This window comes from Halomarina litorea (assembly GCF_024227715.1).
GTDB lineage: Archaea > Halobacteriota > Halobacteria > Halobacteriales > Haloarculaceae > Halomarina > Halomarina litorea.
On record NZ_CP100448.1, the window covers coordinates 2,594,430 to 2,616,578 of the forward strand.

Annotated in this window: 23 protein-coding genes; 12 read left to right on the top strand and 11 right to left on the bottom strand. The window is 68.6% G+C overall.

Translation table 11 applies throughout. The features are described from left to right. Positions 1 to 11: 11 nt before the first annotated feature. From NKG96_RS14375 to truA, 3 genes are all read left to right on the top strand, one after another. The gene (locus tag NKG96_RS14375; protein WP_254535723.1) at positions 12 to 359 is read left to right on the top strand and encodes a DNA-binding protein; all 348 of its coding nucleotides are present in this window, start codon (positions 12 to 14) and stop codon (positions 357 to 359) included. 103 nt (positions 360 to 462) lie between these two features. Next, positions 463 to 1,767 (top strand): histidine--tRNA ligase, encoded by a 1,305-nt coding sequence (gene hisS, locus NKG96_RS14380; RefSeq protein WP_254535725.1) that lies wholly within the window; start codon positions 463 to 465, stop codon positions 1,765 to 1,767. Positions 1,768 to 1,771: 4 nt separating this feature from the next. Next, complete coding sequence (truA, locus tag NKG96_RS14385; RefSeq protein WP_254535728.1) at positions 1,772 to 2,578, top strand: tRNA pseudouridine(38-40) synthase TruA; 807 nt, start codon at positions 1,772 to 1,774, stop codon at positions 2,576 to 2,578. Here the strand turns inward: truA and NKG96_RS14390 are convergent, their stop codons facing one another. Further along, a complete protein-coding gene (locus NKG96_RS14390; RefSeq protein WP_254535730.1) occupies positions 2,579 to 3,925 on the bottom strand; it encodes a M28 family metallopeptidase in 1,347 nt (448 codons plus the stop codon). A gap of 129 nt (positions 3,926 to 4,054) precedes the next feature. Here NKG96_RS14390 and pepF point away from each other — a divergent pair, with 129 nt between their 5' ends. Continuing rightward, positions 4,055 to 5,845 carry an oligoendopeptidase F gene (pepF, locus tag NKG96_RS14395; RefSeq protein ID WP_254535732.1) on the top strand — a complete coding sequence of 597 codons (1,791 nt, stop codon included), beginning with the start codon at positions 4,055 to 4,057 and terminating at the stop codon, positions 5,843 to 5,845. An 80-nt stretch (positions 5,846 to 5,925) separates the two neighbouring features. Beyond that, complete coding sequence (gene pan2 / locus NKG96_RS14400) at positions 5,926 to 7,146, top strand: proteasome-activating nucleotidase Pan2 (protein ID WP_254535734.1); 1,221 nt, start codon at positions 5,926 to 5,928, stop codon at positions 7,144 to 7,146. An 80-nt stretch (positions 7,147 to 7,226) separates the two neighbouring features. Here pan2 and NKG96_RS14405 read toward each other — a convergent pair whose 3' ends face one another. Continuing rightward, positions 7,227 to 7,910 (bottom strand): helix-turn-helix domain-containing protein, encoded by a 684-nt coding sequence (locus NKG96_RS14405; RefSeq protein WP_254535736.1) that lies wholly within the window; start codon positions 7,908 to 7,910, stop codon positions 7,227 to 7,229. Positions 7,911 to 8,025: 115 nt separating this feature from the next. On the opposite strand from NKG96_RS14405, the gene NKG96_RS14410 reads away from it, so the two are divergent. Together NKG96_RS14410 and NKG96_RS14415 are read left to right on the top strand one after the other, a co-directional pair. Further along, complete coding sequence (locus NKG96_RS14410) at positions 8,026 to 8,511, top strand: pyruvoyl-dependent arginine decarboxylase (RefSeq protein WP_254535738.1); 486 nt, start codon at positions 8,026 to 8,028, stop codon at positions 8,509 to 8,511. Between the two features lie 58 nt (positions 8,512 to 8,569). Beyond that, positions 8,570 to 8,905 (top strand): DUF5811 family protein, encoded by a 336-nt coding sequence (locus tag NKG96_RS14415; RefSeq protein ID WP_254535740.1) that lies wholly within the window; start codon positions 8,570 to 8,572, stop codon positions 8,903 to 8,905. 24 nt (positions 8,906 to 8,929) lie between these two features. Here the strand turns inward: NKG96_RS14415 and NKG96_RS14420 are convergent, their stop codons facing one another. The 5 genes from NKG96_RS14420 to NKG96_RS14440 form a co-directional block, all read right to left on the bottom strand. Beyond that, positions 8,930 to 9,895, bottom strand: coding sequence for an AEC family transporter (locus NKG96_RS14420; RefSeq protein WP_254535741.1), 966 nt, complete (start codon positions 9,893 to 9,895; stop codon positions 8,930 to 8,932). Positions 9,896 to 9,954: 59 nt separating this feature from the next. Further along, entirely contained in the window at positions 9,955 to 10,911 is a 957-nt protein-coding gene (lipP1, locus tag NKG96_RS14425; RefSeq protein WP_254535743.1) for a LipP1 family hormone-sensitive lipase, read from the bottom strand. A gap of 53 nt (positions 10,912 to 10,964) precedes the next feature. Then, the gene (locus NKG96_RS14430) at positions 10,965 to 11,162 is read right to left on the bottom strand and encodes a DUF8015 family protein (RefSeq protein WP_254535745.1); all 198 of its coding nucleotides are present in this window, start codon (positions 11,160 to 11,162) and stop codon (positions 10,965 to 10,967) included. Between the two features lie 50 nt (positions 11,163 to 11,212). Then, on the bottom strand, positions 11,213 to 13,024 hold the full coding sequence (gene infB / locus NKG96_RS14435; RefSeq protein ID WP_254535747.1) for a translation initiation factor IF-2: 1,812 nt from the start codon (positions 13,022 to 13,024) through the stop codon (positions 11,213 to 11,215). A gap of 68 nt (positions 13,025 to 13,092) precedes the next feature. Further along, the gene (locus tag NKG96_RS14440) at positions 13,093 to 13,698 is read right to left on the bottom strand and encodes a plastocyanin/azurin family copper-binding protein (RefSeq protein WP_254535749.1); all 606 of its coding nucleotides are present in this window, start codon (positions 13,696 to 13,698) and stop codon (positions 13,093 to 13,095) included. 119 nt (positions 13,699 to 13,817) lie between these two features. On the opposite strand from NKG96_RS14440, the gene NKG96_RS14445 reads away from it, so the two are divergent. Both NKG96_RS14445 and NKG96_RS14450 read left to right on the top strand, forming a co-directional pair. After that, complete coding sequence (locus tag NKG96_RS14445; protein WP_254535752.1) at positions 13,818 to 14,057, top strand: PRC-barrel domain-containing protein; 240 nt, start codon at positions 13,818 to 13,820, stop codon at positions 14,055 to 14,057. Next, positions 14,057 to 14,509, top strand: a complete 453-nt coding sequence (locus tag NKG96_RS14450) for an NOB1 family endonuclease (protein WP_254535754.1) — start codon at positions 14,057 to 14,059, stop codon at positions 14,507 to 14,509. The genes NKG96_RS14445 and NKG96_RS14450 overlap by 1 nt, the downstream gene beginning before the upstream one ends. Before the next feature lies 1 nt (position 14,510). On the opposite strand, the gene NKG96_RS14455 is transcribed toward NKG96_RS14450, so the two are convergent. The 3 genes from NKG96_RS14455 to NKG96_RS14465 all read right to left on the bottom strand — a co-directional run bounded on the left by NKG96_RS14455 (position 14,511) and on the right by NKG96_RS14465 (position 16,846). After that, positions 14,511 to 14,642 carry a CopG family transcriptional regulator gene (locus tag NKG96_RS14455; protein WP_254535756.1) on the bottom strand — a complete coding sequence of 44 codons (132 nt, stop codon included), beginning with the start codon at positions 14,640 to 14,642 and terminating at the stop codon, positions 14,511 to 14,513. Positions 14,643 to 14,728: 86 nt separating this feature from the next. Continuing rightward, complete coding sequence (locus tag NKG96_RS14460) at positions 14,729 to 15,481, bottom strand: CPBP family intramembrane glutamic endopeptidase (RefSeq protein ID WP_254535759.1); 753 nt, start codon at positions 15,479 to 15,481, stop codon at positions 14,729 to 14,731. A gap of 72 nt (positions 15,482 to 15,553) precedes the next feature. Continuing rightward, the gene (locus NKG96_RS14465; RefSeq protein ID WP_254535761.1) at positions 15,554 to 16,846 is read right to left on the bottom strand and encodes a phosphoglucose isomerase-related protein; all 1,293 of its coding nucleotides are present in this window, start codon (positions 16,844 to 16,846) and stop codon (positions 15,554 to 15,556) included. A gap of 71 nt (positions 16,847 to 16,917) precedes the next feature. On the opposite strand from NKG96_RS14465, the gene NKG96_RS14470 reads away from it, so the two are divergent. Together NKG96_RS14470 and NKG96_RS14475 are read left to right on the top strand one after the other, a co-directional pair. After that, positions 16,918 to 17,457, top strand: coding sequence for a DUF8056 family protein (locus NKG96_RS14470; RefSeq protein WP_254535763.1), 540 nt, complete (start codon positions 16,918 to 16,920; stop codon positions 17,455 to 17,457). A 39-nt stretch (positions 17,458 to 17,496) separates the two neighbouring features. After that, entirely contained in the window at positions 17,497 to 17,970 is a 474-nt protein-coding gene (locus NKG96_RS14475; RefSeq protein ID WP_254535765.1) for a DUF5812 family protein, read from the top strand. A gap of 28 nt (positions 17,971 to 17,998) precedes the next feature. On the opposite strand, the gene NKG96_RS14480 is transcribed toward NKG96_RS14475, so the two are convergent. Continuing rightward, on the bottom strand, positions 17,999 to 19,003 hold the full coding sequence (locus NKG96_RS14480) for a hypothetical protein (protein WP_254535767.1): 1,005 nt from the start codon (positions 19,001 to 19,003) through the stop codon (positions 17,999 to 18,001). Between the two features lie 228 nt (positions 19,004 to 19,231). On the opposite strand from NKG96_RS14480, the gene NKG96_RS14485 reads away from it, so the two are divergent. Further along, a complete protein-coding gene (locus NKG96_RS14485; RefSeq protein ID WP_254535769.1) occupies positions 19,232 to 22,075 on the top strand; it encodes a bacterio-opsin activator domain-containing protein in 2,844 nt (947 codons plus the stop codon). The last annotated feature ends 74 nt before the right edge of the window (positions 22,076 to 22,149 follow it).

The window sequence follows — 22,149 nt, forward strand, 5'->3', positions numbered from 1 at the left end:
AATCACCAGCTATGCCAAGCGAGGACGAACTGGACGAACTCCGACGCAAGAAGATGGAACAGCTCAAGGAGCAACAGCAGGGCGGCGGCGAGGTCGACGAGGAGGCGATGAAGGCCCAGCAAGAACAGGCCGAGGCCCAGCGGAAGGCCGTCCTCCGTCAGTACCTCACCGACGGCGCGCGAAAGCGCCTCAACTCGGTGAAGATGTCGAAGCCGGACCACGCCGACCAGATCGAACAGCAGATCGTCGCGCTCGCCCAGTCCGGGCGCGTCCAGGGCCAGATCGACGAGGAGCAGATGAAGAGCCTCCTCCAGGAGCTGACCCCGGACTCGAAGAGCTTCAACATCAAGCACCGGTAACCCGGTCACGTCCTCCGGTTTTCCCGCCTCGCGAGCGCCCGCGCCGTGGGTCCCCGTGTCCCCGTACCGTTCGGTTGAAGTACGCCCTCCGTGACTCTCCGGTATGTACGAGGGCATCAAGGGGTTTCGTGACTTCTACCCCGCCGAGATGGCCCCCCACCGGGAGGTCATCGACACCATCGAGCGTGTCGCGCGCGGGTACGGCTTCCGCGAGATAGGGACGCCCGCGCTCGAACGCGCCGAACTGTGGACGGACAAGAGCGGCGACGACATCGTCGACGAACTGTACGCCTTCGAGGACAAGGGCGGCCGTCACGTCACGCTGACGCCCGAACTCACGCCGACCGTGGCGCGGATGGTCGTCGCCAAGCAGCAGGAGCTCTCGAAGCCCATCAAGTGGTTCTCGACGCGCCCGTTCTGGCGCTACGAGCAGGTCCAGCAGGGGCGCTTCCGCGAGTTCTACCAGACGAACGTGGACGTCTTCGGGAGCGCGGAACCCGAGGCCGACGCCGAGGTGCTGGCGTTCGCCGCCGACGCCCTCGTGGAACTCGGTCTGGACGCCGAGGACTTCGAGTTCGAGGTGTCCCACCGCGACATCCTCGGCGGCCTCCTCGAGGCGTTCGACCGCGAGGTGGACACGCGAGCGGCCATCCGCGCCGTCGACAAGCGCGACAAGGTCGAGGAGGCGGAGTACTACGGCCTGCTGGAGGACGCCGGCCTCACGTTCGACGAGGCCCAGCGCTTCGACCAGTTGCTGGACGCCGACGACCTCTCGGAACTGGTCGAGTTCGCCGGCACGGAGCGCGTCGAGGACGCCGTCGCGAACCTCGAAGCCGTCCTCGACGCGGTCGAGGACCTCGGCGCGCGCGAGTACTGCACCGTCTCGCTTCGCACCGCCCGCGGTCTCGACTACTACACGGGCGTCGTCTTCGAGTGCTTCGACACCACGGGCGAGGTCTCGCGGTCGGTGTTCGGCGGCGGGCGCTACGACGACCTCATCGAACAGTCGGGCGGCCAGCCCACCCCCGCCGTCGGCGTCGCCCTCGGTGTGATGAACTCCACCCTCCCCCTCCTCCTCCAGCGGGCGGGCGTCTGGCCCGAGGAGGCCGTCTCGACGGACTACTACGTCCTGAGCGTCGGCGACACCCGGGCCGTGGCGAGCGACGTCGCCCGCGACCTGCGCGAACTGGGTCACGTCGTCGAGACAGACGTCTCCGACCGGAGCTTCGGCGCGCAGATGGGGTACGCCGACTCCATCAACGCCGAGACGGTCGTCATCGTCGGGGAGCGCGACCTGGAGAACGACGAACTGACCATCAAGGACATGGAGAGCGGCGAGCAGACCGCCGTCCCCCTCGAGGACTTCCCGCCCGAGTCGGGCCGGCCGACCTACGAGGACTTCGAGTAGGCCGATGCGGGCGTTCCGTGTGGCGTACGACGGAACCGCCTTCTACGGCTTCCAGCGCCAACCGGACGTCCCCACCGTCGAGGGGACGCTGTTCTCGGCGCTCGCCCGCCTCGGGGTGTACGACCCCGAGGACCACCGCCCCGCCGGGTACGCCGCCGCGGGGCGGACCGACGCCGGCGTCTCGGCACTGGCACAGACGGTCACGCTGGAGGGACCGGACTGGCTGACCCCCCGGTCGCTCAACTCCGAACTCCCCGCCGACGTTCGCGCGTGGGCGTCCGCGCCGGTCCCCGAGGGGTTCCACGCGACCCACGACGCCGTCTCGCGGACCTACACCTACCACCTCCACGCGCCCGAGGCGGATACGGCCCGCGCCCGGACCGTCCTCGCTTCCCTCTCGGGGCACAACGACCTGCACAACCTCACGCCCGACGAGGAGGGGACGGAGCGAACCCTGGAGACGACGCTCGCGGCAGACGGGGAGTACCTCGTGGTCTCGGTCGAGTCGGGCGGATTCGCGCGGGAACTCGTGCGCCGACTCGTGGGACTGCTGGACGTCGTCGCCCGGGGCGAACGCGACGAGGGCTACGTCGAGCGAGCGCTCTCCGACGAGGTCCTCTCGGGCGGCGAGGGGGTTCCCGCGGCCCCGCCCGAACCGCTCGTCCTGACCGACGTGGCCTACGACGATCTCGACTTCACCGTCGACGAGCGTGCCGCGTCCAGCGCCCGCGAGGTGTTCGAGGCGCGGCGCGTGGAGCGACAGACGGGCGCGCGGGTCGCGGGGACGATACGGGACGGCTGCGGAGAGTAGTCAGTCCCAGTCGTCGGGCCAGAGGCCCGCAGCGCGCATCCCGGCCTCGGCGTCGGCCTCGCGCAACTGGTCGGCGAGGGTGTCCGGGTCGACGCGTCCGGGGTCGTCGGTCGCGGCGAGTTCCCGCACGAGAAGGGCGGTGAGCATCGCGTGTTCGCGCAGGTCGCGGACCTCCACCTTGTCGCGCGTGTCGGCGCGGGTGTGGCCCCACCCCCGACCCCGCTCGGCACCAGCGGGTGACTGGCTGTGCAACTGGAGTGCGGGGACGCCGGCGCGCAGAAACCACCAGTGGTCGCTGTAGGGGTGCGGTTCCTCGGTGACCGCGAGCGGTTGGCCCCACTCGTCGGTGACTCGCTCCGCGAGGTCCTTCATCCGACCGCTCCCGTGGGTGTACGCCCGGAGGTTCCGGGCGCGGCCGGCGCCGTCGACGTTGCAGACCGCACGCACGCGGTCGGTGGGAAGCGAATCGGCGAGGGTTTCGCTCCCCATCAGGCCGATCTCCTCACAGCCCACGCCCGCCAGCACCACCCGCCGGTCGAGGTCCATCTCTCCGAGGATTCGGGCGGCGGCGACGACGGTAGCGATGCCACAGCCGTTGTCGAGTGCGCCCTCGGCGATGTCGTGGGCGTCGTAGTGGGCCGTGACGACGACGCACTCCTCGGTGTCGGGGCCGAGTCGCCCGACGACGTTCCGACTCTCGCCGGGGTCGGTGTGCGCCTCGACCTCGATAGTCGCCTCCGCGCCCATCGCGGCGTACTCGGTCAGCCACGCGCCCGTCTCCTTCGAGACGCCCACGCCGGGGACGGCAGCCTCGCCGTCGAACCGCAGGGCACCCGTCGGCGGGAGTTGCCCCTCGACGTGGTTGACGAAGACGAACGCCTCCGCGCCCGCGGCGACGGCGTGGCCGAACTTCTCCATGCGGTGGACGAACCGGCCCTTCTCGGCCGGGGTGTCCGTGCTGGCGACGGCGACGTTGCCCGCGAGTTCCTCGCCGACGGCCTCGATTTCCCCGGGCGTCCCGTAGCCCACGTCCACGAGTTCCCCCCGTACGTCTCCCGCAGGCGAGTACGGGAGCGCGATGGTCTCGAAGGTGCGTTGGACCGTCTCGCCGTCCCGGTCGGCGGTGACGGCCAGTCTCGCGTGCCCGCGGGTCCAGCGGTTCATCTCGAAAGGTTCGATTTCGGGGACGGCACCCGCGTCGGCGAACGCCTCGGCCACGAGGTCCGCGGCCCGCCGTTCGCCGGGGTGGCCGCCGAGTCGGTCCTCGATTTCGGTCAGTCTGGTCAGGAACTCCCAGGCGGTGTCGTCGTGCCAGGCGCGGCCGAGCGCCCGGTCCGTATCGTCCATGGGGTGGCTTCGGCAGACGCCGTGAAAACTCTCCCCTCCACCGGCCGGGTGTCGCCGGCCGACCGACGAAATCCCCGTGCGAGGGCCGAACGACGACGGGTTTAACAGTCGTGCGGGTAACTCACGGCCATGAGTTCGGTCCCCGAGCGCGGCGACATCGACGAGGAGTACAAGTGGAACCTCGAGGACATCTACGCCGACGACGACGAGTGGGAGGCGGCCTACGAGGAGTGCGAGGGCCTCATCGAGGAACTCGCGGCCTACGAGGGGCGGGCGACGGAGAGCGCGGCGACGCTCCGCGAGACCCTCGACCAGTACGAGCGAGTACTGCGGACCGTCTCGAACGTCTACTCCTACGCGAGCATGCGCAGCGACGAGGACACCCGCGACCAGACCTACCAGGCGCTCCAGGCGCGCGCCCAGTCGCTGTACTCGCAGGCCAACAGCGCCTCCAGCTACCTCGAACCCGAACTGCAGGCACTCTCACAGGAGGACATCGAGGCATACGTCGAGGCCGAACCCGCCCTCGCGAAGTACGAACACTACTTCGACGACGTGTTGCGGATGAAACCCCACACCCGGTCGGCCGAGGTGGAGGAACTGCTCGCGGAGCTGGGCGAGGTCACCGGCGCCTCCGGCGAGGTGTACAACATGCTCACCAACGCGGACATGGAGTTCCCCACCGTCGACCACCCCGAGGACGGCGAGACCCAGCTCACCCTCTCGAACTACACGAAGCTCCAGAAGCACCCGAACCGCGAGTTCCGCCGGGAGGTCCACGAGACGTTCTACGGCGAATGGGCGACGGTCCGCAACGCGGTGGGGTCGGCCTACAAGAACAGCGTCAAGACGGATATCAAACTCGCGCAGGCGCGGGACTACGAGACGGCGCGGCAGGCCGCCCTCGACAGTTCGAACGTGCCGAGGGAGGTGTACGACACGCTCGTCGACACCGTCCGGGAGAACCTCGACGCCCTCCACGCCCACGCCGACCTGAAGCGCGAGGCCCTCGGCGTCGACGAACTCCAGATGTGGGACCTCTACGCCCCCCTCGCGGACGGCGAGAGCCCAGAAGTGCCCTACGAGCAGGCCCGGGAGTACGTCGTCGAGGCCGTCGCCCCCCTCGGCGAGGACTACCAGCAGCGACTCGCCGAGGGCCTCGACTCGCGGTGGGTCGACGTCTACGAGAACGCGGGCAAGCAGTCGGGTGCGTACTCCGGAGGGACCTACGACAGCCAGCCGTTCATCCTGATGAACTATCAGGACGATATCTCGAGTATGTTCACGCTGGCTCACGAACTCGGCCACTCGCTGCACTCGGACCTGACCAGCGACGAACAGCCGTACATCTACAGCGGCTACGAGATATTCGTCGCCGAGGTGGCCTCGACGGTCAACGAGACGCTCCTGACGAACTACCTGCTGGAGACGGTCGACGACGAGCGGTTCCGCCGGCACGTCCTCGACGAGTACCTCGAACGGTTCCGGTCGACGCTGTTTCGCCAGACGATGTTCGCGGAGTTCGAACACCGCGCCCACCAGATGGCCGAGGAGGGCGAGGCGCTCACGCCGGACGTGCTGGACGACCTGTACGGCGGCCTGAAGCGCGACTACTACGAGACGGCGACGGTGGACGAGCACATCACCCGCGAGTGGATGCGAATCCCGCACTTCTACCGCGCGTTCTACGTCTACCAGTACGCGACGGGCATCTCCGCAGCGGTGGCGCTCGTCGAGAAGATCGAGGCGGACGGCGAGTCGGCCGCCGCGGACTACCGCCGGTTCCTCCGGTCTGGCTCGCGCGAGTACCCCCTCGACCTGCTTCGCATCGCCGGCGTGGACATGGCGTCGCCCGCGCCCATCGAGTCTGCGGTCGAGACGTACCGCGAGTACGTCGACGAGTTCGCGAGCCTGGTCTGAGGTCGATTCGACGGTCGGGGCGAGCGACTGGTGCGACCCAAAGGCCCTTTTAGCTCAGTCTCGTATCGGCACAGTACTCTATGTCACGCAGCCCCTCGTTGCCGGATCGCCCGCAGTTAGAGCTCGATCCGGACATGTCGCCCGGCGAGCGGCTCGACGCGCTGCAGCGGCACTTCGCCCGTCTTCTCGAGGTGAACGACCAGCTAGAACAGCGACTCGACGACGCCCGCGGTCAGCAGGAGTCGCTCCGCGAGGAGGTCGACACGCTCCAGCGCGAGAACGAGACGCTCAAGACGTCCGTCCGGTACATCGCGACGGTCGAGGAGGTGACCGACGACGACGTCATCATCAAGCAACACGGCAACAACCAGGAGGTCCTCACGGACGCCGCCCCGCGACTGGAAGGCGAGATCGAGGCCGGCGACCGCGTCGCCATCAACGACTCCTTCTCCATCCAGTCCATCCTCGACGCCGAGACGGACGCCCGCGCGCAGGCCATGCAGGTCGACGGCTCGCCGGACGTCGAGTACGCCGACATCGGGGGTCTCGACGAGCAGATCCTGGAGGTCCGCGAGGCCATCGAGGAACCCCTGCTCGACGCCGAGCAGTTCGACGCGGTCGGTATCGACCCGCCGTCAGGGGTGTTGCTGTACGGGCCGCCCGGCACCGGGAAGACGATGCTGGCCAAAGCGGTGGCGAACCAGACGGACGCGACGTTCATCAAGATGGCCGGCTCCGAACTCGTCCAGAAGTTCATCGGCGAGGGGGCCCGCCTCGTCCGCGACCTCTTCGAACTGGCGAGCGCACGCGAACCGGCCGTCGTCTTCATCGACGAGATCGACGCCATCGCCTCCAAACGGACGGACTCGAAGACGTCGGGCGACGCCGAGGTCCAGCGGACGATGATGCAGTTGCTCAGCGAGATGGACGGCTTCGAGGACCGCGGCGAGGTTCGCATCATCGCCGCCACCAACCGCTTCGACATGCTCGACGACGCCATCCTCCGGCCCGGCCGCTTCGACCGCCTCATCGAGGTGCCCGAACCGAACGCCGAGGGCCGCGAGCGCATCCTCGACATCCACACCGAGGGGATGGACATCCACGAGGACGTCTCCTACGAGTCGCTCGCGGAGATGACCGAGGGGTTCACCGGGGCGGAACTCGCCAGCCTCGTCACCGAGGCCGGGATGTTCTCCATCCGCGACGACCGCACCACCGTGGAGATGGGTGACTTCGAGGCGGCCTTCGAGAAGGTCTCCGACGGCGACGACACGACCGGGACTCCGGTCGCGTTCCAATAAGTCCGACCGTTTACGCTGCGCTCGTTCGCGCAGGATGCGCTCACTCGCTCGCGGTACAACACGTAGCGGCTACCGCACCGCTATCGCGCCTTCGCTTTCTCCTGTTCCTCGCGGCGAACCGCACCCACCAAGAGCGTGTCGACCACGAGGCTCTCGATACCCCGGCGGATTCGCTCGGAGAGCGCCTGGTGGGAGATGTCGAGGTCCTCGGCGAGGTCCGCGAGTTCCACCTCGCGCGGGACCGCGAAGTAGCCCCGCTCGGCGGCGGCGGTCAGCGCCTCGTACTGCCCCTCGGTGAGGCCGTGGCGGCCAGCGGGTTCGCCCTCCAGTTCGCGGACGCTCCGCACGTCGAACGAGAGGCCCTGTTCCTCACAGAACTCGACGGTGTCGGAGAGACCCTCGCGGGAGGGGTAGAGCACGCGGAGGACCCACTGGTCGCCGTCGGTGGCCGCAGAGAGGATGGTCGCCTCGCTGTTCGTTATCATCCGGAGGACGACGGGAATCTGGTTGACCCACTCCATCCGGTAGAGGCGCTCCTCCCCGAGGTCGGTGAGCAGGGTGACGTCGCGTGTAGTGTCGTCGGCATCCAGCACCTCGTCGAGAGCGTCGAAGTTCGGGGCGCGGACCCACAGCAGGGGCATGACGGAGTCGTCGCCCGTCTCGACGAGTTTCTCGCAGTCGAACGTGGCCTCGGGGACCCCGTCGAGCGTCTGTGCCAGGGCGAACTCCTCGGCGGGAATCGTCGCGGTGATGAGCGTGGCCATGGACGGAGAGACGCGACGTCACGGCATAACGGGTGCGCCCTCGGGGTGAGGGTGACCCGGCGGGTGCCGGACGGGAAGCGCAACCCCTTACCCCGTCCTCGCGCTACCCCGGACAATGGGACTCATCCGGGTCGTCTGGGGGACAGCGCGCGCGCCGACGGAGATGGCGTCGTACGACGCCGCACTCGCCGAGGCGAACGTCCACAACTACAACCTCGTGTCCGTGTCGTCGGTCGTCCCCGCCGGCGCGCGCGTCGAACGCGTGGGTCGCGCACCCGACCTCGGTCCCGCGGGCGAACGCCTGACCGTGGTGCAGGCGCGAGCGACGGTCTCGGAGGGCCATGCCGCCGCCGGACTCGGGTGGGCGACGGAGGCGAACGGTCGCGGTCTGTTCTACGAGACGTCGGGCGACGACCCCGAGGCGGTGCGCCGGGAGGTCGAGGAGGGTCTCGACGCCGGGAGGAATCTCCGAGACTGGGCGTTCGAGGACGAGGGCTTCCAGTCCGCGGAGAGCGACCCCGTCGGGGACAACGGGGACGACGGGGAGTACGCCACGGCCGTCGTCCTCGCGGTGTACGGCGAGAGTTCGCCCATCGTCTGAGTGCCGGACGCGTCGCACCTCGCATCCTTTTTAACCCCTCCCCCCGTTCCTCGGGCGAATGCACGGCAACACACCCTATGCGGGGAAGCGAGCCGAGAGCGAGGACCTCTCCGCCGAGGAGGTCGAACTCCTGCGACGCGACCTGCGTGCGCTGGCCGAGCGTACCCGCTCGCTCCTCCCCGACGAGTTCGTCGTCGGGTCGGAGATTCGCAACGGGTCGAACGGGCCGCGGGCCACCGTCGCGGTCCAGCCGCCGGTCGGCAAGCTCGTGTCGACGGGCCTCGCCGCCGACGCGACGACGGAGGAGCGCGACGCACTCGTCCACGAACTCGCGGCGGGGGCGGCCATCCAGGTCAAACACGCCATCGACGACGTCTCGCCGACCGCCGGGTAGGGGATTCTGACGGGCGACGCGCCGTCAGATGACGACGCCGGATCGGAGGACGGCGATGAGCGCAGTCAGCGTGACCATGCTCGCCAGCGTGGAGGTGAGCACCGCCGAACTGACGAACTCCGCCGGCGAGACGCCGCTTCCTTCCCCGCCGAACTCCAGGATGAGGATGAGCGGGGTGATGGCCGCCGGCGTGGCGCACTCGAGGACGAACACGCGTGCGACCGTACTGTTCTGGACGCCGAAGCCGAGGCCAGCGAGGGCGAGGACGATGCCGATACCGACCAGCGGCGCGACGAGGAGTTTCATCACGTTCGCCAGTCCAAGCGGTCCGAGCGCGGCGCGCACGTCCGTCCCCACCAGTTGACTGCCGAGCATCAACAGCATGAGCGGGATGGCCGCGTCGCCGACGAGTTTCAGCGTCTGCATGACCGTCGTGCCCGTATCGGGCGAGACGCCCACGAACCGGAGGACGAGGGCGGCGAGGACGGCGTACAGCAGCGGGATGGTGAACACCCGCTTGACGCCGCTCAGGCCGCCGCTTCCGCCGCTCCGGGCCGCGATGTACACCCCGTGAGAGTAGATGAGGACGCTCTGGATTGCGAGAAAGAGCACCGCGGTCGACCGCCCGACCGCGCCGAAGGCGAACGCGGAGAGGGGGATGCCGAAGTTCCCGCAGTTGGGGTAGGTACTGGAGAGGACCGTCGCACTGGAGAGCGGTTCGTCGAGGCCGATGGCCCGGACGGCCACCTCGGCGAGGGCGGCGAGGACGACGATATACGCCGTCACGCCGACGGCGAGTTTGGCGACGGTGTCGGCGTCGATGCTGGTCGTGAGCAGGCTGTGGAAGACGAGCGCCGGGACGAGGACGTAGACGACCACCGTGTTCAGCGGGTCCACGTCCAGGTCCTTGCTCCGCCCGAGGAGGAACCCGACCGCCCCGATGGCGACGATGGGAGCGATGGCGGACGCGAAGATGGAGACCAGCGACACGACCCACCCGACGGAGGGGGCCGTTACAAGGGTTGCGAACGGCGCAACCCGGGCCCCAGTCAGCCGAAGGAGTCGTGCAGGTCCGCACAGACCGCCCGCACCGCGTCGTGAGCCGGTTCGAGTTCCGGTTCGACCACCATCCCGAAGAACCCGTGGATGACTCCCTCGTAGTGGTGGTGGGAGACGGACGTGCCGGCCTCGTCGAGCCGGTCGGCGTAGGCGACCCCCTCGTCGCGCAGTGGGTCGAACCCGGCGGTGACGACGGTCGCCGGCGGGAGGTTCGAGAGGTCCCGCGCCTGTAGCGGCGCGGCGTAGGGGTTGCTCCGGTCGACGGGTCGCTCGAGGTAGTGGTCCCAGAACCACGCCATGTCCTCCCGCGTGAGGAAGTAGCCCTCGGCGTTCTCCTCGTAGGAGTCGGTGGTGAGGTCGAAGTCGGTGACGGGGTAGACGAGGACCTGGTGGGCGAGCGACGGCCCGTCACGGTCCCGAGCGAGGAGGGCGACAGCCGCCGCGAGGTTGCCCCCCGCGCTGTCGCCGGCGACGGCGAGTCGCCCGGGGTCGCCGCCGACCACCGCGGCGTTCTCCGCGACCCACTCCAGCGCGGCGTAGCAGTCCTCGACCGGCGCGGGGAAGGGGTGTTCGGGCGCGAGGCGGTAGTCCACGCTGACGACGACGGACCCCGACTCGGCGGCGAGGGTGCGACAGGTCGCGTCGTGGGTGTCGAGGTTCCCGACGACCCACCCCCCGCCGTGGAAGTAGACCACGACCGGCGCCGGCCCGTCGGCGTCGGGTTCGTAGACGCGCACCGGGAGTTCGGTCCCGACGTCCCCGCCGGGAATCGAGAGGTCGCGGACCCGCCCGACGGGAGGGAGCTGTTCGGGGTCGAAGGTGAACAGGTCGTCGAGGAGGCGGCGCGCACCGCCGACCGACAGCGCGCTGAGTGGTGGGACGCCCTGTTCGTCCATCGCCGCGAGCACGGCCTGTACGTCCGCCCGTGGTTCGTCAGCTGCTGACATTGCGTACGCCATCTGGTGTCAACCGACAAGTAGCTTCCCACAGTGCGGGCGGGTCAGGTGGCGTCCGTCTCCGGCGGGTCGACGAACAGGCCGTACCAGACGGCCCCACCGGCGGGGATGGACCCCCCGAGCATCCCCGTCGCGGTGGAAACCGAGAGCGCGAGACTCGCGAATCCCCCGAGGGCGAGCGACACCGGCATCACGACGAGCAACAGGTCGTACAGGCCGAGCGACGCGTCGCTCCGGGTCATGCACCCCGGAGTGACGAGCGTCACCTAATTAATAGTTATTACCACTCCGGTCACTTGCCCCAGAACGGGTCGACCTTGCGGCGCTTGTCGAGGTACATCGACAGCGCCTCGCGTTCGTCGGTGGGGATGTCCTCTTTGAGCTCCTGTTCCAGAATCTTCGCGTGTTTCTCGGGAATCTCCGCCCAGAGTTCATCGCCCTCGTCTATCTGGCGGCCCACGGTGGGGCCGTCGATGGCGGCGCTGGCACGTTCGCCGGCACGGAGTTCGTCGATGTCCTCGCCCTGATTCTGGAGGGTCTGGAGCGTGCCGACGCGCTTGGGGTCGTTGCCCTCGAACTTCACGACGGGAACGTTGCGCTTCAGCGTCCCCGACATGACCTCCACGCCGACGACGGCGGGATTGTTCTGGCGGAAGACGTGGTCCTCGAGGATGCGAAAGCGCGCGGGCCGCCGGATGTTGTCCATGATGGCGTCCTGCTGGGCGCGCTCGATGCCCTCGACGTACTCCTCGTAGTCCTCGACGAGCTGGTAGATGACGTCGTCCTCGAACAGTTCGATGTCCCGGTCGCTGGCCCCCTGTTCGGCGTCCGGCAGGACGTCGACGTTGAACGCGAGGATGACCTTGTGCTTCGGGTCGTCGGTCGTCGAGGCGACGGCGACGTCGCGGGGGGCCACGTCGCCCACCTCGGCGCGGACGATGGGCACCTCGGCCTCCGCCAGCGCGTTTGCGATGGCCTCCAGACTGCCGAGCGTGTCGGCCTTCACGACGACGCCGTTCTCCGCCGTCTCGACGGTGAGGTCGGCGAGTTCGGACTCCACCTCCTCGACGACGTCCTCGACGGGCCGGTCGCGGACGACCCGGACCGGCGCGCCCGCCAGCGCGTCGTCCAGGTCCGGCGCGGCGATCTTGATACCCGACGCGGCCGTCACCCGGTCGACCTTCTCGAAGCGCTTCTCGGTGCGAATCTCCTCCAGCGGCCGGGGCTGGAGCAGCGCACGCACCTCCGTGACGATGGTGTCGTTCTTCGCGCCGACGACGATGGTGTCGTCGGTCTGGAGCGACCCGTCGTACAGCACGACGTCCAGCGTCGTCCCGAAGCCGCGTTCGTCCTTGACCTCGAGGACCGTCCCCGCGCCGGGACCGCTGGTGTCGATGGCCATCTCCTCTTTCATGTAGCGCTGGGAGAGGCCCATCAGGACCGTCAGCAGGTCCGGGACGCCCTCGCCGGTCAGCGCGCTGACCGGGACGACGCCGATGTTCTTCCGGAAGTTCTGGACGCGCCAGTACATGTCCGCGGAGAAGCCGTTGTCGCTCATCTCGCCGATGATGCGATAGAGGCTCTCGTTGAGTTTCGTCTCGGCGCGCTCGCTCTGGGCTTCGAGGGTCCGCTGGATGGGTTCGCCCTCCTGTGCGTTCCACCCGGGCGTGGTGTCGATCTTGTTCGCCGCGACGACGAACGGCGTCTGGGTCCGCTTGAGGATGTCGATGGCCTCCAGCGTCTGGGGCTGGAAGCCGTCGTTGACGTCGACGACGAGGACGGCGATGTCGGCCAGCGCACCCCCGCGGGAGCGGAGCGTCGAGAACGAGTGGTGGCCCGGCGTGTCGATGAACAGCAGGCCCGGCAGGTCGAAGTCCGTCGGGTCGACGAGGCTCCCCGCGATGTCCGAGATGACGTCGAGGGGGACGGCCGTCGCCCCGATGTGTTGTGTGATAGCTCCCGCCTCGCCCGACGTCACGGTGGAACCGCGAATCTTGTCGAGGAGGCTCGTCTTCCCGTGGTCCACGTGGCCGAGCACCGCGACGATGGGCGTCCTGAGTTCGCCCGCGGCGTTCGGGTCGGTGGGTGTGTCCGTGTCCGACATACAAAAAACCCCTTAGCTCAACCTATCCGTCCCCGCGGTTAAGTCTTTCAGAACGGGGCTGACGACGCTCACTCGACCGTGAACGACCCGGTCATCCCGATGGACCGGTGGGGACTGCAGTAGTACTCGTACTCGCCGGCCGTGTCGAACGTCGCCTCGTAGGTGTGTCCGGACGAGTGCGTCCTCGACTCCCCGCCCGCCGTCCCCTCCCAGTTCGCCCCGCTCGGCTGGCGCTCCGGGACGACGTTGTGCCCGCCACCCTCCCACTCCCAGGTGACGGTGCCGCCGCGCGCGAGGGTGAACGACTCCGGCGAGAACCGCGCCCTGCCGTTCGCACCCACCGTGACCGTCACCGCGTCCTGCAGGGAGTCGTCGGGGGTCGGCGTCGGCGTCTCGGTCGGCGTCTCCGCGGGCGTGTCGGTCGGCGCATCGGCCTCCGTCGTCGTGGCACCCGCCCCGTCGTCGGTCCGCGTCGCGGACCCGGTCGTCGGGTCGTCGGTCGGTTCCGTCGTCGTCGGAGCCCCGGTCGTCGCGGCAGTCGACGTGGTCCCCGTGGCTGCTGTCGTCCCCGACGCACCGTCTGTCGTCCCGTTCGTCGGTTCGTCGCCGGTACAGCCCGCGAGCGCGACGGCACCGAGGGCCGCGGCCCGCGCGAGGAGGGTCCGTCTGTCCATACTGCTCCCGCGTGCGGGCGGCGTATCAACGTTGACCCGAATTCGACCCGGAACGCGGCCCCGCGCGCCGTGCGCTCCCCTCCCGCGGATTTTATGTGACCGCACTCGGAAGGTGGGGTATGCCGGAGATACTCGCGGAGAACCTCTCGGGAAAGGACGTCATCGGGTCGGACGGGGCGAAACTCGGTCAACTGTACAACATCACGATGGACCTGAAGACCGGGGAGCTCCACGACCTGGTCGTCGACCCCGAGGACGGCGTCCGTGAGTCCAGTTTCACGAAGAACGAGTTCGGCCGCTACATGGTCCCCGTCAATCGCGTCCAGGCGGTGAAAGACCACATCGTCATCCGTCGCTGATGCGCGTCCTCGACGCCTCGGCGTTCATCCGGGGGTACGAGACGAACGAGGAGACGGCGTCGGTCCCGCGCGTCAGGGAGGAACTGAACGACGAGAGCGGCTACCGATTCGACGCCCTCGAAGGGTCGGGGATGCTCGTCCACGTGCCCGACGAACAGTCTATCGACCGCGTGCGACGCGTCGCCTCGAACACCGGCGACCGGGGGACGCTCTCGGAGACGGACGTGCGCCTCCTCGCCGCCGCCCTCGAACTGGGGGCGACGCTCGTCACCGACGACTACGCGATGCAGAACGTCGCCGGGAGCCTCGACGTGGCCGTCGAGACCATCGGCCGCGAGGGCATCTCCGAGGAGCGCTCGTGGCGCTTCAAGTGCGAGGGCTGTGGACGCGTCTACGACACCGACGAGGGGCGCTGTGTGGTCTGCGGGAGCGACCTGAGCCGGATGCGCTAGTCTACTCGAGACTGTCGAGGCCCGCGTCGAGCAACTGCCGGAGGACGGCCTCCTGCGTCATGCCGTACTCGTCGGCTAGCGCCTCGACGCGCCGGGCCATCGACTCCTCGCAGAGGAGGGTGTACCGCCGCATACCGTGATACTTCTTCGCCGACGGCATAAACACCCGTCAGACCACTGTCGGACCGACGCGGTTCGGGGTCGCTCGAACCCGGGGCCTCACGCGAGCGTCCCGGTGGCCTGCAGGTACGCGAAGACGAACTGCGTGGCGTTGTAGAGGCCGTGGACGAGGGCGGGGACGACGAGGTTGCCCGTGTACTCGTAGAGCGCCCCGAGGAACAGCGAGAGGAAGAACACCGTCGCGAGCATGGCGACGATGCCGAGGGTGGGACCGCTCAGCCCGAAGACGTGGATGGGTGCGAACAGCGCGCTGGTCATCACGACGGCGTAGCGGGGGCTCACCGCCTCGCGGAGTCGCCCCTGTATCACGCCGCGGTAGAGCAGTTCCTCGCCGGGACCGACGAGCAGTATCGACAGCGGGATGAGCACCAGCAGGAGGTCCGGGTTCTGAAAGCCCGTCTGGACGATGTCGCTCGACGCCATCGGGACGTCGAGGACGGTGAACAGGACGTTGATGGCGAGGTACGCCCCGACGAGCAGGACGTACCCCCCGGCGATAGCGAGGAGCGTTCGGCCGCTGGGGACGGCCACCCGCAGGAGGTCACGGCCCCGGTCGGACTCGTAGAGGTAGGCCAGCGCGACGCCGCCGAAGCCGATGCCCTGGAGCGCCAGCGTCCCGACGATGACGAGTCGGTCCTGCCGGCCGTACATCTGGATGCCGCCCAGTTCGAACAGGCCGACGAGGAGCAGCAACACGACGTTGCCGACGGCGAACGCGCCGATGGCGATGGTCGCCGCGACGAGGAGCTCCTGCATGCGAGACTGGCTCCCCGGGAGGGTCCGCTCGCTCATCCTCGCGCTCCCCTCGTGGCAGTCTTCATCGAGGGTAGGTACACGAGCGCGCCGAATAGGTCTTGCGAGCCGTCACTCGACTTCGAGTCGCTCCTTGTCGGCGACTGCGTCCGCCTCCTCGAAGTCGCCGCCGCCGAGCAACCCGCGGGCGGCGCGCTTGCCCCACTCCACGGCGGGCTGGGTGAACGTCTCGACGCCCATCAGTTCGCCCGCGAGGACGCAGGCGGCCTCCATCGCGTAGAGGAGTTCGCCGACGCCCTTCGCGTCCACCCGGTCGAGTTCGAGGCGGACGTTCGGCTGGTTCGCGGCGGCGAGGCTCGCCTCGGTCGCCTCGAACTCCGCGTCGAGGAGCGTCCCGAGGTCCGACCCGCCGAGATAGGAGAGACCTTCGACATCCGTCTCGGGGATGGCGCAGTCGGGGCGTTCGCGGGGGCGCACGAGCGTCACCTGCTTGTCGTGGCGGCCGGCGCGGTACAGTTGAAGTTGGGAGTGCTGGTCGGTCGCGCCGAGCGCCCGCACCGGCGTCTGGCCCATGCCGTCCTTGCCGAGCGACTCGGCCCAGAGCTGTGCGAACCACTCGCCGAAGGCGTCCAGCCGTTCGGCGTAGGGACACATCACGGTGGTCGTCGCGCCGCGCTGTTCGAGCGCGTAGGAGACGGCCCCGTAGGCGTAGGCGGGGGAGTCGAACAGCGAGGGGGCGAGCGAGTTCCGTCCAGCCCTGCCGCCGGCGAGCAGTCCCTCGATATCCGCGCCGAAGATGGCGGCGGGAACCAGCCCCACCGAGGAGAGCGCGGAGAACCGCCCCGGAACCCCCTCCGGTACGTCGAGCGCAGGCATGCCGTGTTCGTCCGCGAGCGCCCGGAGGGGACCGTCCTCGCCGGTGGTGACGACGGTCCGGTCGGTCCAGTCCACTCCGGCGTCCTCGAACGCCTCGCGGACGACGAGGAAATTGGCGAGCGTCTCGGCGGTGGTGCCCGAGCGGGAGACGACGTGGATGGCCGTCGAATCGAGGGGGAGCGAATCGAGGAGACGGCGGGTGCCGTCGGGGTCGACGTTGTCGAGGACGCCGTGCGTGGCGTCGGGGGCAAGGGCGGCGGTGAGCGTCCGGGCGCCGAGCGCGCTCCCGCCGATACCGACCGTGAGGACGGCCTCGCTGTCGGCGGCCGATTCGGCCGCCTCGCGGATGGCGGCCGCGTCGGTGTCCTCGGGGAGGGCGAGAGAGGCGTAGCCGAACTCCCGGTCGTCGATGCCCTGCTCGATTCGGTCGTGTACCTCGGCCACCCGGTCGTCGAGGGCGTCGAGCGAGGCCCGCGAGACGCCGGGCTGTGCCACCACGTCCAGTGCGTTTCCAATGTCGACCCGCATACTCGGGCCTCAGGCTCCTCCCGTATAGCTAATCCGGCATCGTTAATCGCCGCGAGTCCCTACCGCCGACGATGAGCGAGACGCAGCGGGCGTACTCCGGGCTGTTCGGCGCCTTCCCCTACGCCTACCGCGAGAGCGAGTCGCGCCTGTTCCGCCTGTACGCCGTCGTCGGGGGGCTGCTGGCGCTCCTCGTCGCGGTGCTGTTCACCTTCGCGCTGGTCGTCGCCTTCGGGAACACCTCGGGGGCGACCGGCGGGACGTTCACCTTCTCCCGGACACTGTTCGTCCTCGTCGGCTTCTTCGCCGTCGGTCCGCTGGTGGGACCGGTGCTGTTCGTCGCCCGCCAGCACCGCACGGGGCGGGCCGACCCGCGCTACGACGCCGCGATGGCCGCGATGGGCTTCCTGTTCGTCGTCTCGCTGTACGTGGGGGCGGTCATCTCCATCCCTCCGGCGTTCACGCTGGACGGCGAGACGGTCGACCGCGGCACCCCGACGGGCCTCTTCGCGCCCGTCGTCGGCCTGCTCTACGCGCTCCCGTCGCTGGCGAGCGTCGTCCCGCCCGTCCTCGTCGCCGTCGGGATGTTCCTCCTGCATCGCCGTCTGGGGTAGAGCGACACGGGCAAGAGGAACGCTCGCCTACCGGGCCGCATGAGCGATTCGGAGAAGGAGGGTCGGTTCGTCGTCACGCACGCCGAGAGCGACAGCGCCGTGTTGAAAGACGTCGACGACGGGCAGGTCCACACGCTCGGGTCGAACCCCGGCGTCGAGGAGGGGGACGTCCTCAGCGCGACGCTCGCCCCGGACCCGCCCCTCGAGGTGACCTGGCAGGTCGTCGAGGTGGAGACGCGACGCACCGTCCGAATCGAACGGAGCGAGGAACCCCCGACGACACAGGAGCGAGACATCGCCGCCGGGCAGGACGTGGGCGACCTGACGCGGGAGGAGCGGGCGGGGAAAGGCGAGATACACGTCCTCACGGTCCCGCCGGAGGAGACGGAAGACGCCGTATCGGACGTCCTCGACGACGAGGCAACCGTCGTCCGGGCCGCCCGGATGGACGAGGTGAACCGCGTCGAGGTGCGCGCGCGCGACGGCGTCGTGAGCGTCCGCTATCTCCCGTAGCGTCCGAAGAGCAGAGTTCAGAAGGCGCTTACTTCATCCCGCGGCTGGCGAGGTGATACTCCATGACCGTCTCCATCCCCTCGATGAACCGCTGGGTGTCAACGCTGTCGACGCCGTAGTCGCGGTTCGAGACCTCCTCGTGGCGCTGGTCCCACTCGGCGAGGAACGCCTCCTCGACGCCCCGTTCCTTGATGCGCTGGGCGACGCGGTCCAGGTCCTGGTTCGCGGGGTCGAGTTCGTCGGGCGCGACGATACCGTCCTGAAGCGCCTGAACGATGACGCCCGCCGAGTAGTCGCCCTCGGTGAGTTCGCGCTCCCACGTCGTGACCCAGTTGCCGATGCGCGCCATCTTCTGGAGGTCCCAGGTGAGGTCGCGGAGGCCGCTCAGGTCGGACTGGTCGAACGTCGGCGAGAACATCAGGTCGATGTCGGTGTACGAGAACAGGACCATGTTGTGCGCGCCGTACGTGCGCGCTCCCGTCCCGTTCGCGAGGTGTTTGTTGTCGCTGACGAGGCGGGTGTACTCCATCGCGTTGAACCCCTGCCGGATGTCGTACTGGAGGATGCTCCGGAACTCGTCGTAGCGGGGGGCACCCTTGAGTCGGACCTCGATGCGCGACCAGACGTCCTGGACGAACTCGAGGACGTCCGCGTCGACACCCGGTCGGTCCGGGTCGACGGTCTGGGGTGCCGTCGCCACACGGCACGCCTCGTCGAACGTCGACGTGTCCCGTCGGGACTCGATGAGGTCGTCGAGGGTGGTGATGTACACTGTAAAGAGCGTCTTAATCTCCTTGACGTGTCCTCGGTCCGCGGCGGGGACCGACGAGAGGGTGAACGCGTCGAACAGTTTGTGGATCCACTGCCAGAGGAACCGGTCGCGGTCGTCCATTACACGCTCGTACTCCCCCGCCACGTCGACGACGACGGAGGGGAGTTCGACTGTCGTGATCTCGGTGATGAGATCCGTCGGTTCACGCTCTGCCAAGAGCGTCCGCTGATTGGTTGTGGGCTCGACCAGATCGTGTGCCATGCCAGCTAAATCGTAGCAATAGGGGGACGTAAATGTTTGCATTATTAAATCCTTTTCGAGAGATATTCTGAAACTGGTGAATGAAACAGTCATGAAACTGGATATGTTTAGAGCAATCGTACATATATCCGGTATTCCCGGTCGAACAATTTATTTAGACGCAGGTATGCTGGTTACTCGATGATTTCGGGTCGGGCACAGAAAGAAACGACAGCATCACTCGTTCGTATGCTTCACGTAACGAGCGATGCAGGCGACCAGACGGGGAGTAGTACCTCGGTCACGGCCGTCGACGACTTCCAGGAGGCGTTCGACCACGTCGAGGCCGAGGCCCCACTGGACTGTATCGTGTGTGACGAACGAATCGGTGACGACTCCGGGCTGGAGTTCATCGACGAGGTGCGCGCACGCGGGGTGGACTTACCCATCCTCGCGCGGGTCGCCCCGGAGTCGGCCGCCGACGCCCTCGCCGCGGGTGCCACCGACGTGGTGAGTCCGACGGCGTCTCCCGAGGTACTCGACCGGCGGCTTCAAACCGTCGTGGACGCGTACGCGGGAGACCACGACCGACTCGTCCGGCGTGAGGCCATCGCGGATCTCCGCCAGTCCGCACTGGAGGGGGTCGGCCTCTCCCGACTGTTCGAGGAGTCGACTGCGCTCATCGAGGCGACGCTCGGCATCGACCGCTGTGGCCTGTTCGAACACCGCGTCGACGAGGACAGTCTCGTCCTGCGGGCGGAGACCGGGTGGGCGGGTGACCTCGACGCGCTGACCGACGACGACTCCCTCGCGCACAACGCCCTGCTCGCCGACGGCCTCGTCTGTGCCGACGGCGGCGACGGCTCCATCACGGGCGGTATCGCGGTCGGTCTCGACGTCGAGGGCACCCCCTGGGGCGTCCTCGCAGCCTACACGACCGACGGCCGGGAGTTCGGCGCGAGCGAGCGCGAACTCCTCCAGCGGGTCGCCGGCATCCTCGAACCCGTCATCGCGCGCGAACAGCGCCACCGGGAACTCGAACGCTACGAGACCATCCTCGACACCATCGACGACGGCATCTACGCGCTCGACCCGAACTTCCGCATCGAGTGGGTCAACGACGCCGTCACCAACCAGACGGGCTACGACGCCGACGAACTCATCGGGTCGCACTCCTCGCTGCTCGCACAGGACGACGTCTTCGAGATGGTCGAGAAACTGTCCCAGCAGATGGTCGAGGAGGGCAGCAACGTCGCCAGCCTCGACACCAACCTCGCCACGAAGACCGGGGATACGCTCCCCATCGAGACGCGCTTCTCGATGCGCGAGCGACAGGACGGGAGCCACGGGTTCGTCGGCGTGGTCCGCGACATCACGGACCGGAAGCGCTACGAGCAGACCCTGACCGCGCTCCACGACTCCACGCGGGACCTCCTGCACGCCGAGTCGAAACACGACGTCAGCGACCTCATCGTCGCCACCGCACAGGACGTCCTCGACATGCAGGGCGTCGGCGTCTACCTCTTCGACGGCGAGGCCGGCCAACTCGAACCCGCCGCCTGGTCCGACGAGATGGCGGAACTCACCGGCGGCCTTCCCGCCGTCGGCCCGCAGCACCCCGCACTCGCGTGGCGGACGTTCGTCGCCGGCGAACTCCTCTCGTACGACGACATCCGCGAGACGGACGACGTGTACAACGAGGAGACGCCGTTCCGTTCCGGGCTGTACGTCCCCCTCGGGGAACACGGCGTGCTGTTCGCCGAGTCCACCGAGATCGCCGAGTTCGACCCACAGCTGACCGAACTCGTCGACCTGCTGGCCGCGAGCGCCGAGGCCGCACTCGACCGCGTCGAGCGCGAGGACGAGATTCGCCAGCGCGACAGCGAACTGCGCGAGCAGAACGCGATGCTGACCGGCCTCAAGCGCACGAACGACATCATCCGCTCCATCGACAGCGCGCTGGTGCAAGCCGACACCCGCGAGGAGATCGAGCGGGCGGTCTGCGAGAAACTCGTCACGGCCGACGAGTTCGCCTTCGCGTGGACCGGCGTGCTGGAGGACGGCGGCGAGCGCCTCGCCCCCCGGTCGTGGGCCGGCGACGAACGGGGCTACCTCGACACCGTCGACCTGTCGCCGGGCGAGGAACACGCCGAGCCCGCCGCGCGGGCGGCCGCCGTCCGCGAACAGGTCGTCGTCAGCGAGGTCGCGAGCGGCTTCCAGGCCGAACCCTGGCGGCGCACCGCGCTCTCGAACGACTACCTCTCGGTGCTCGCGGTGCCGCTCCTGCACGGGAGCGTCCTCTACGGCGTCCTCACCGTGTACGCGACGAAGCAGGACGCCTTCGACGAGATGACGCGCGCGGTGCTCGGCGAACTGGGTCAGACCATCGCCAACGCCATCAACAACGTCGAGACGCGGCGGACGATGCTCGCCGACCGGGTCGCCGAGATCGAACTCCACATCGACGACGACGACATGTTCCTGCGGACGCTCGCCGAGACCGCCGAGTGTCGATTCGAGGTCGACGACGTCATCCAGGAGTCCGGCGGCTCGGCGCTCGTGTTCTGTAGCGGCGTCGACGCCGACCCCGAGAAACTGCAGGCGCTGGAAGAGGAGTTCGTCGGCGTCGAACACGTCGGCATCATCGCCGAGGACGACGAGGCGGTGCGCTTCGAGATGCGCCTCTCGGGCGACACCATCACCCAGACGCTCACCGACTGCGGGGCCGTCACCCGCTCCATCGCCGTCGACGACACCGGGACGCGCGTCGTCGTCGAACTCCCGCAGGACGCGGACGTCCGGGAGTTCGTCGAGGCGGTCCAGACGACCTATTCGGGGGTGGACCTCATCGCGCGGCGCAACCGCTCGTCGTCCGCCCAGACCCGCCGCGACGTGCGCTCGGGCATCTCCGAACGGCTGACCGACCGCCAGCACGAGGTGCTCAGGACGGCGTACGCCAGCGGCTTCTTCGAGTGGCCCCGCGACCGCACCGGCCAGGAGGTCGCCGACTCGCTGGACATCTCCCAGCCGACGTTCAACAAGCACCTCCGGGCCTCCGAGCGCAAACTATTCTCGATGCTGCTCGAGGGCTGACCCGACGGCTACACACCTAGCCACCCCGACCCCGAGATATTTCGGAGTATAGGACTAACTGCCTTGTCGAGTCA

Coding starts and splice junctions, on each gene's coding strand:
- NKG96_RS14375 (WP_254535723.1), top strand. CDS start 12: ATGCCAAGCGAGGACGAACTGGACGAACTCCGACGCAAGAAGATGGAA.
- hisS (WP_254535725.1), top strand. CDS start 463: ATGTACGAGGGCATCAAGGGGTTTCGTGACTTCTACCCCGCCGAGATG.
- truA (WP_254535728.1), top strand. CDS start 1,772: ATGCGGGCGTTCCGTGTGGCGTACGACGGAACCGCCTTCTACGGCTTC.
- NKG96_RS14390 (WP_254535730.1), bottom strand. CDS start 3,925: ATGGACGATACGGACCGGGCGCTCGGCCGCGCCTGGCACGACGACACC.
- pepF (WP_254535732.1), top strand. CDS start 4,055: ATGAGTTCGGTCCCCGAGCGCGGCGACATCGACGAGGAGTACAAGTGG.
- pan2 (WP_254535734.1), top strand. CDS start 5,926: ATGTCACGCAGCCCCTCGTTGCCGGATCGCCCGCAGTTAGAGCTCGAT.
- NKG96_RS14405 (WP_254535736.1), bottom strand. CDS start 7,910: ATGGCCACGCTCATCACCGCGACGATTCCCGCCGAGGAGTTCGCCCTG.
- NKG96_RS14410 (WP_254535738.1), top strand. CDS start 8,026: ATGGGACTCATCCGGGTCGTCTGGGGGACAGCGCGCGCGCCGACGGAG.
- NKG96_RS14415 (WP_254535740.1), top strand. CDS start 8,570: ATGCACGGCAACACACCCTATGCGGGGAAGCGAGCCGAGAGCGAGGAC.
- lipP1 (WP_254535743.1), bottom strand. CDS start 10,911: ATGTCAGCAGCTGACGAACCACGGGCGGACGTACAGGCCGTGCTCGCG.
- NKG96_RS14430 (WP_254535745.1), bottom strand. CDS start 11,162: ATGACCCGGAGCGACGCGTCGCTCGGCCTGTACGACCTGTTGCTCGTC.
- infB (WP_254535747.1), bottom strand. CDS start 13,024: ATGTCGGACACGGACACACCCACCGACCCGAACGCCGCGGGCGAACTC.
- NKG96_RS14440 (WP_254535749.1), bottom strand. CDS start 13,698: ATGGACAGACGGACCCTCCTCGCGCGGGCCGCGGCCCTCGGTGCCGTC.
- NKG96_RS14445 (WP_254535752.1), top strand. CDS start 13,818: ATGCCGGAGATACTCGCGGAGAACCTCTCGGGAAAGGACGTCATCGGG.
- NKG96_RS14450 (WP_254535754.1), top strand. CDS start 14,057: ATGCGCGTCCTCGACGCCTCGGCGTTCATCCGGGGGTACGAGACGAAC.
- NKG96_RS14455 (WP_254535756.1), bottom strand. CDS start 14,642: ATGCGGCGGTACACCCTCCTCTGCGAGGAGTCGATGGCCCGGCGCGTC.
- NKG96_RS14460 (WP_254535759.1), bottom strand. CDS start 15,481: ATGAGCGAGCGGACCCTCCCGGGGAGCCAGTCTCGCATGCAGGAGCTC.
- NKG96_RS14465 (WP_254535761.1), bottom strand. CDS start 16,846: ATGCGGGTCGACATTGGAAACGCACTGGACGTGGTGGCACAGCCCGGC.
- NKG96_RS14470 (WP_254535763.1), top strand. CDS start 16,918: ATGAGCGAGACGCAGCGGGCGTACTCCGGGCTGTTCGGCGCCTTCCCC.
- NKG96_RS14475 (WP_254535765.1), top strand. CDS start 17,497: ATGAGCGATTCGGAGAAGGAGGGTCGGTTCGTCGTCACGCACGCCGAG.
- NKG96_RS14480 (WP_254535767.1), bottom strand. CDS start 19,003: ATGGCACACGATCTGGTCGAGCCCACAACCAATCAGCGGACGCTCTTG.
- NKG96_RS14485 (WP_254535769.1), top strand. CDS start 19,232: ATGCTTCACGTAACGAGCGATGCAGGCGACCAGACGGGGAGTAGTACC.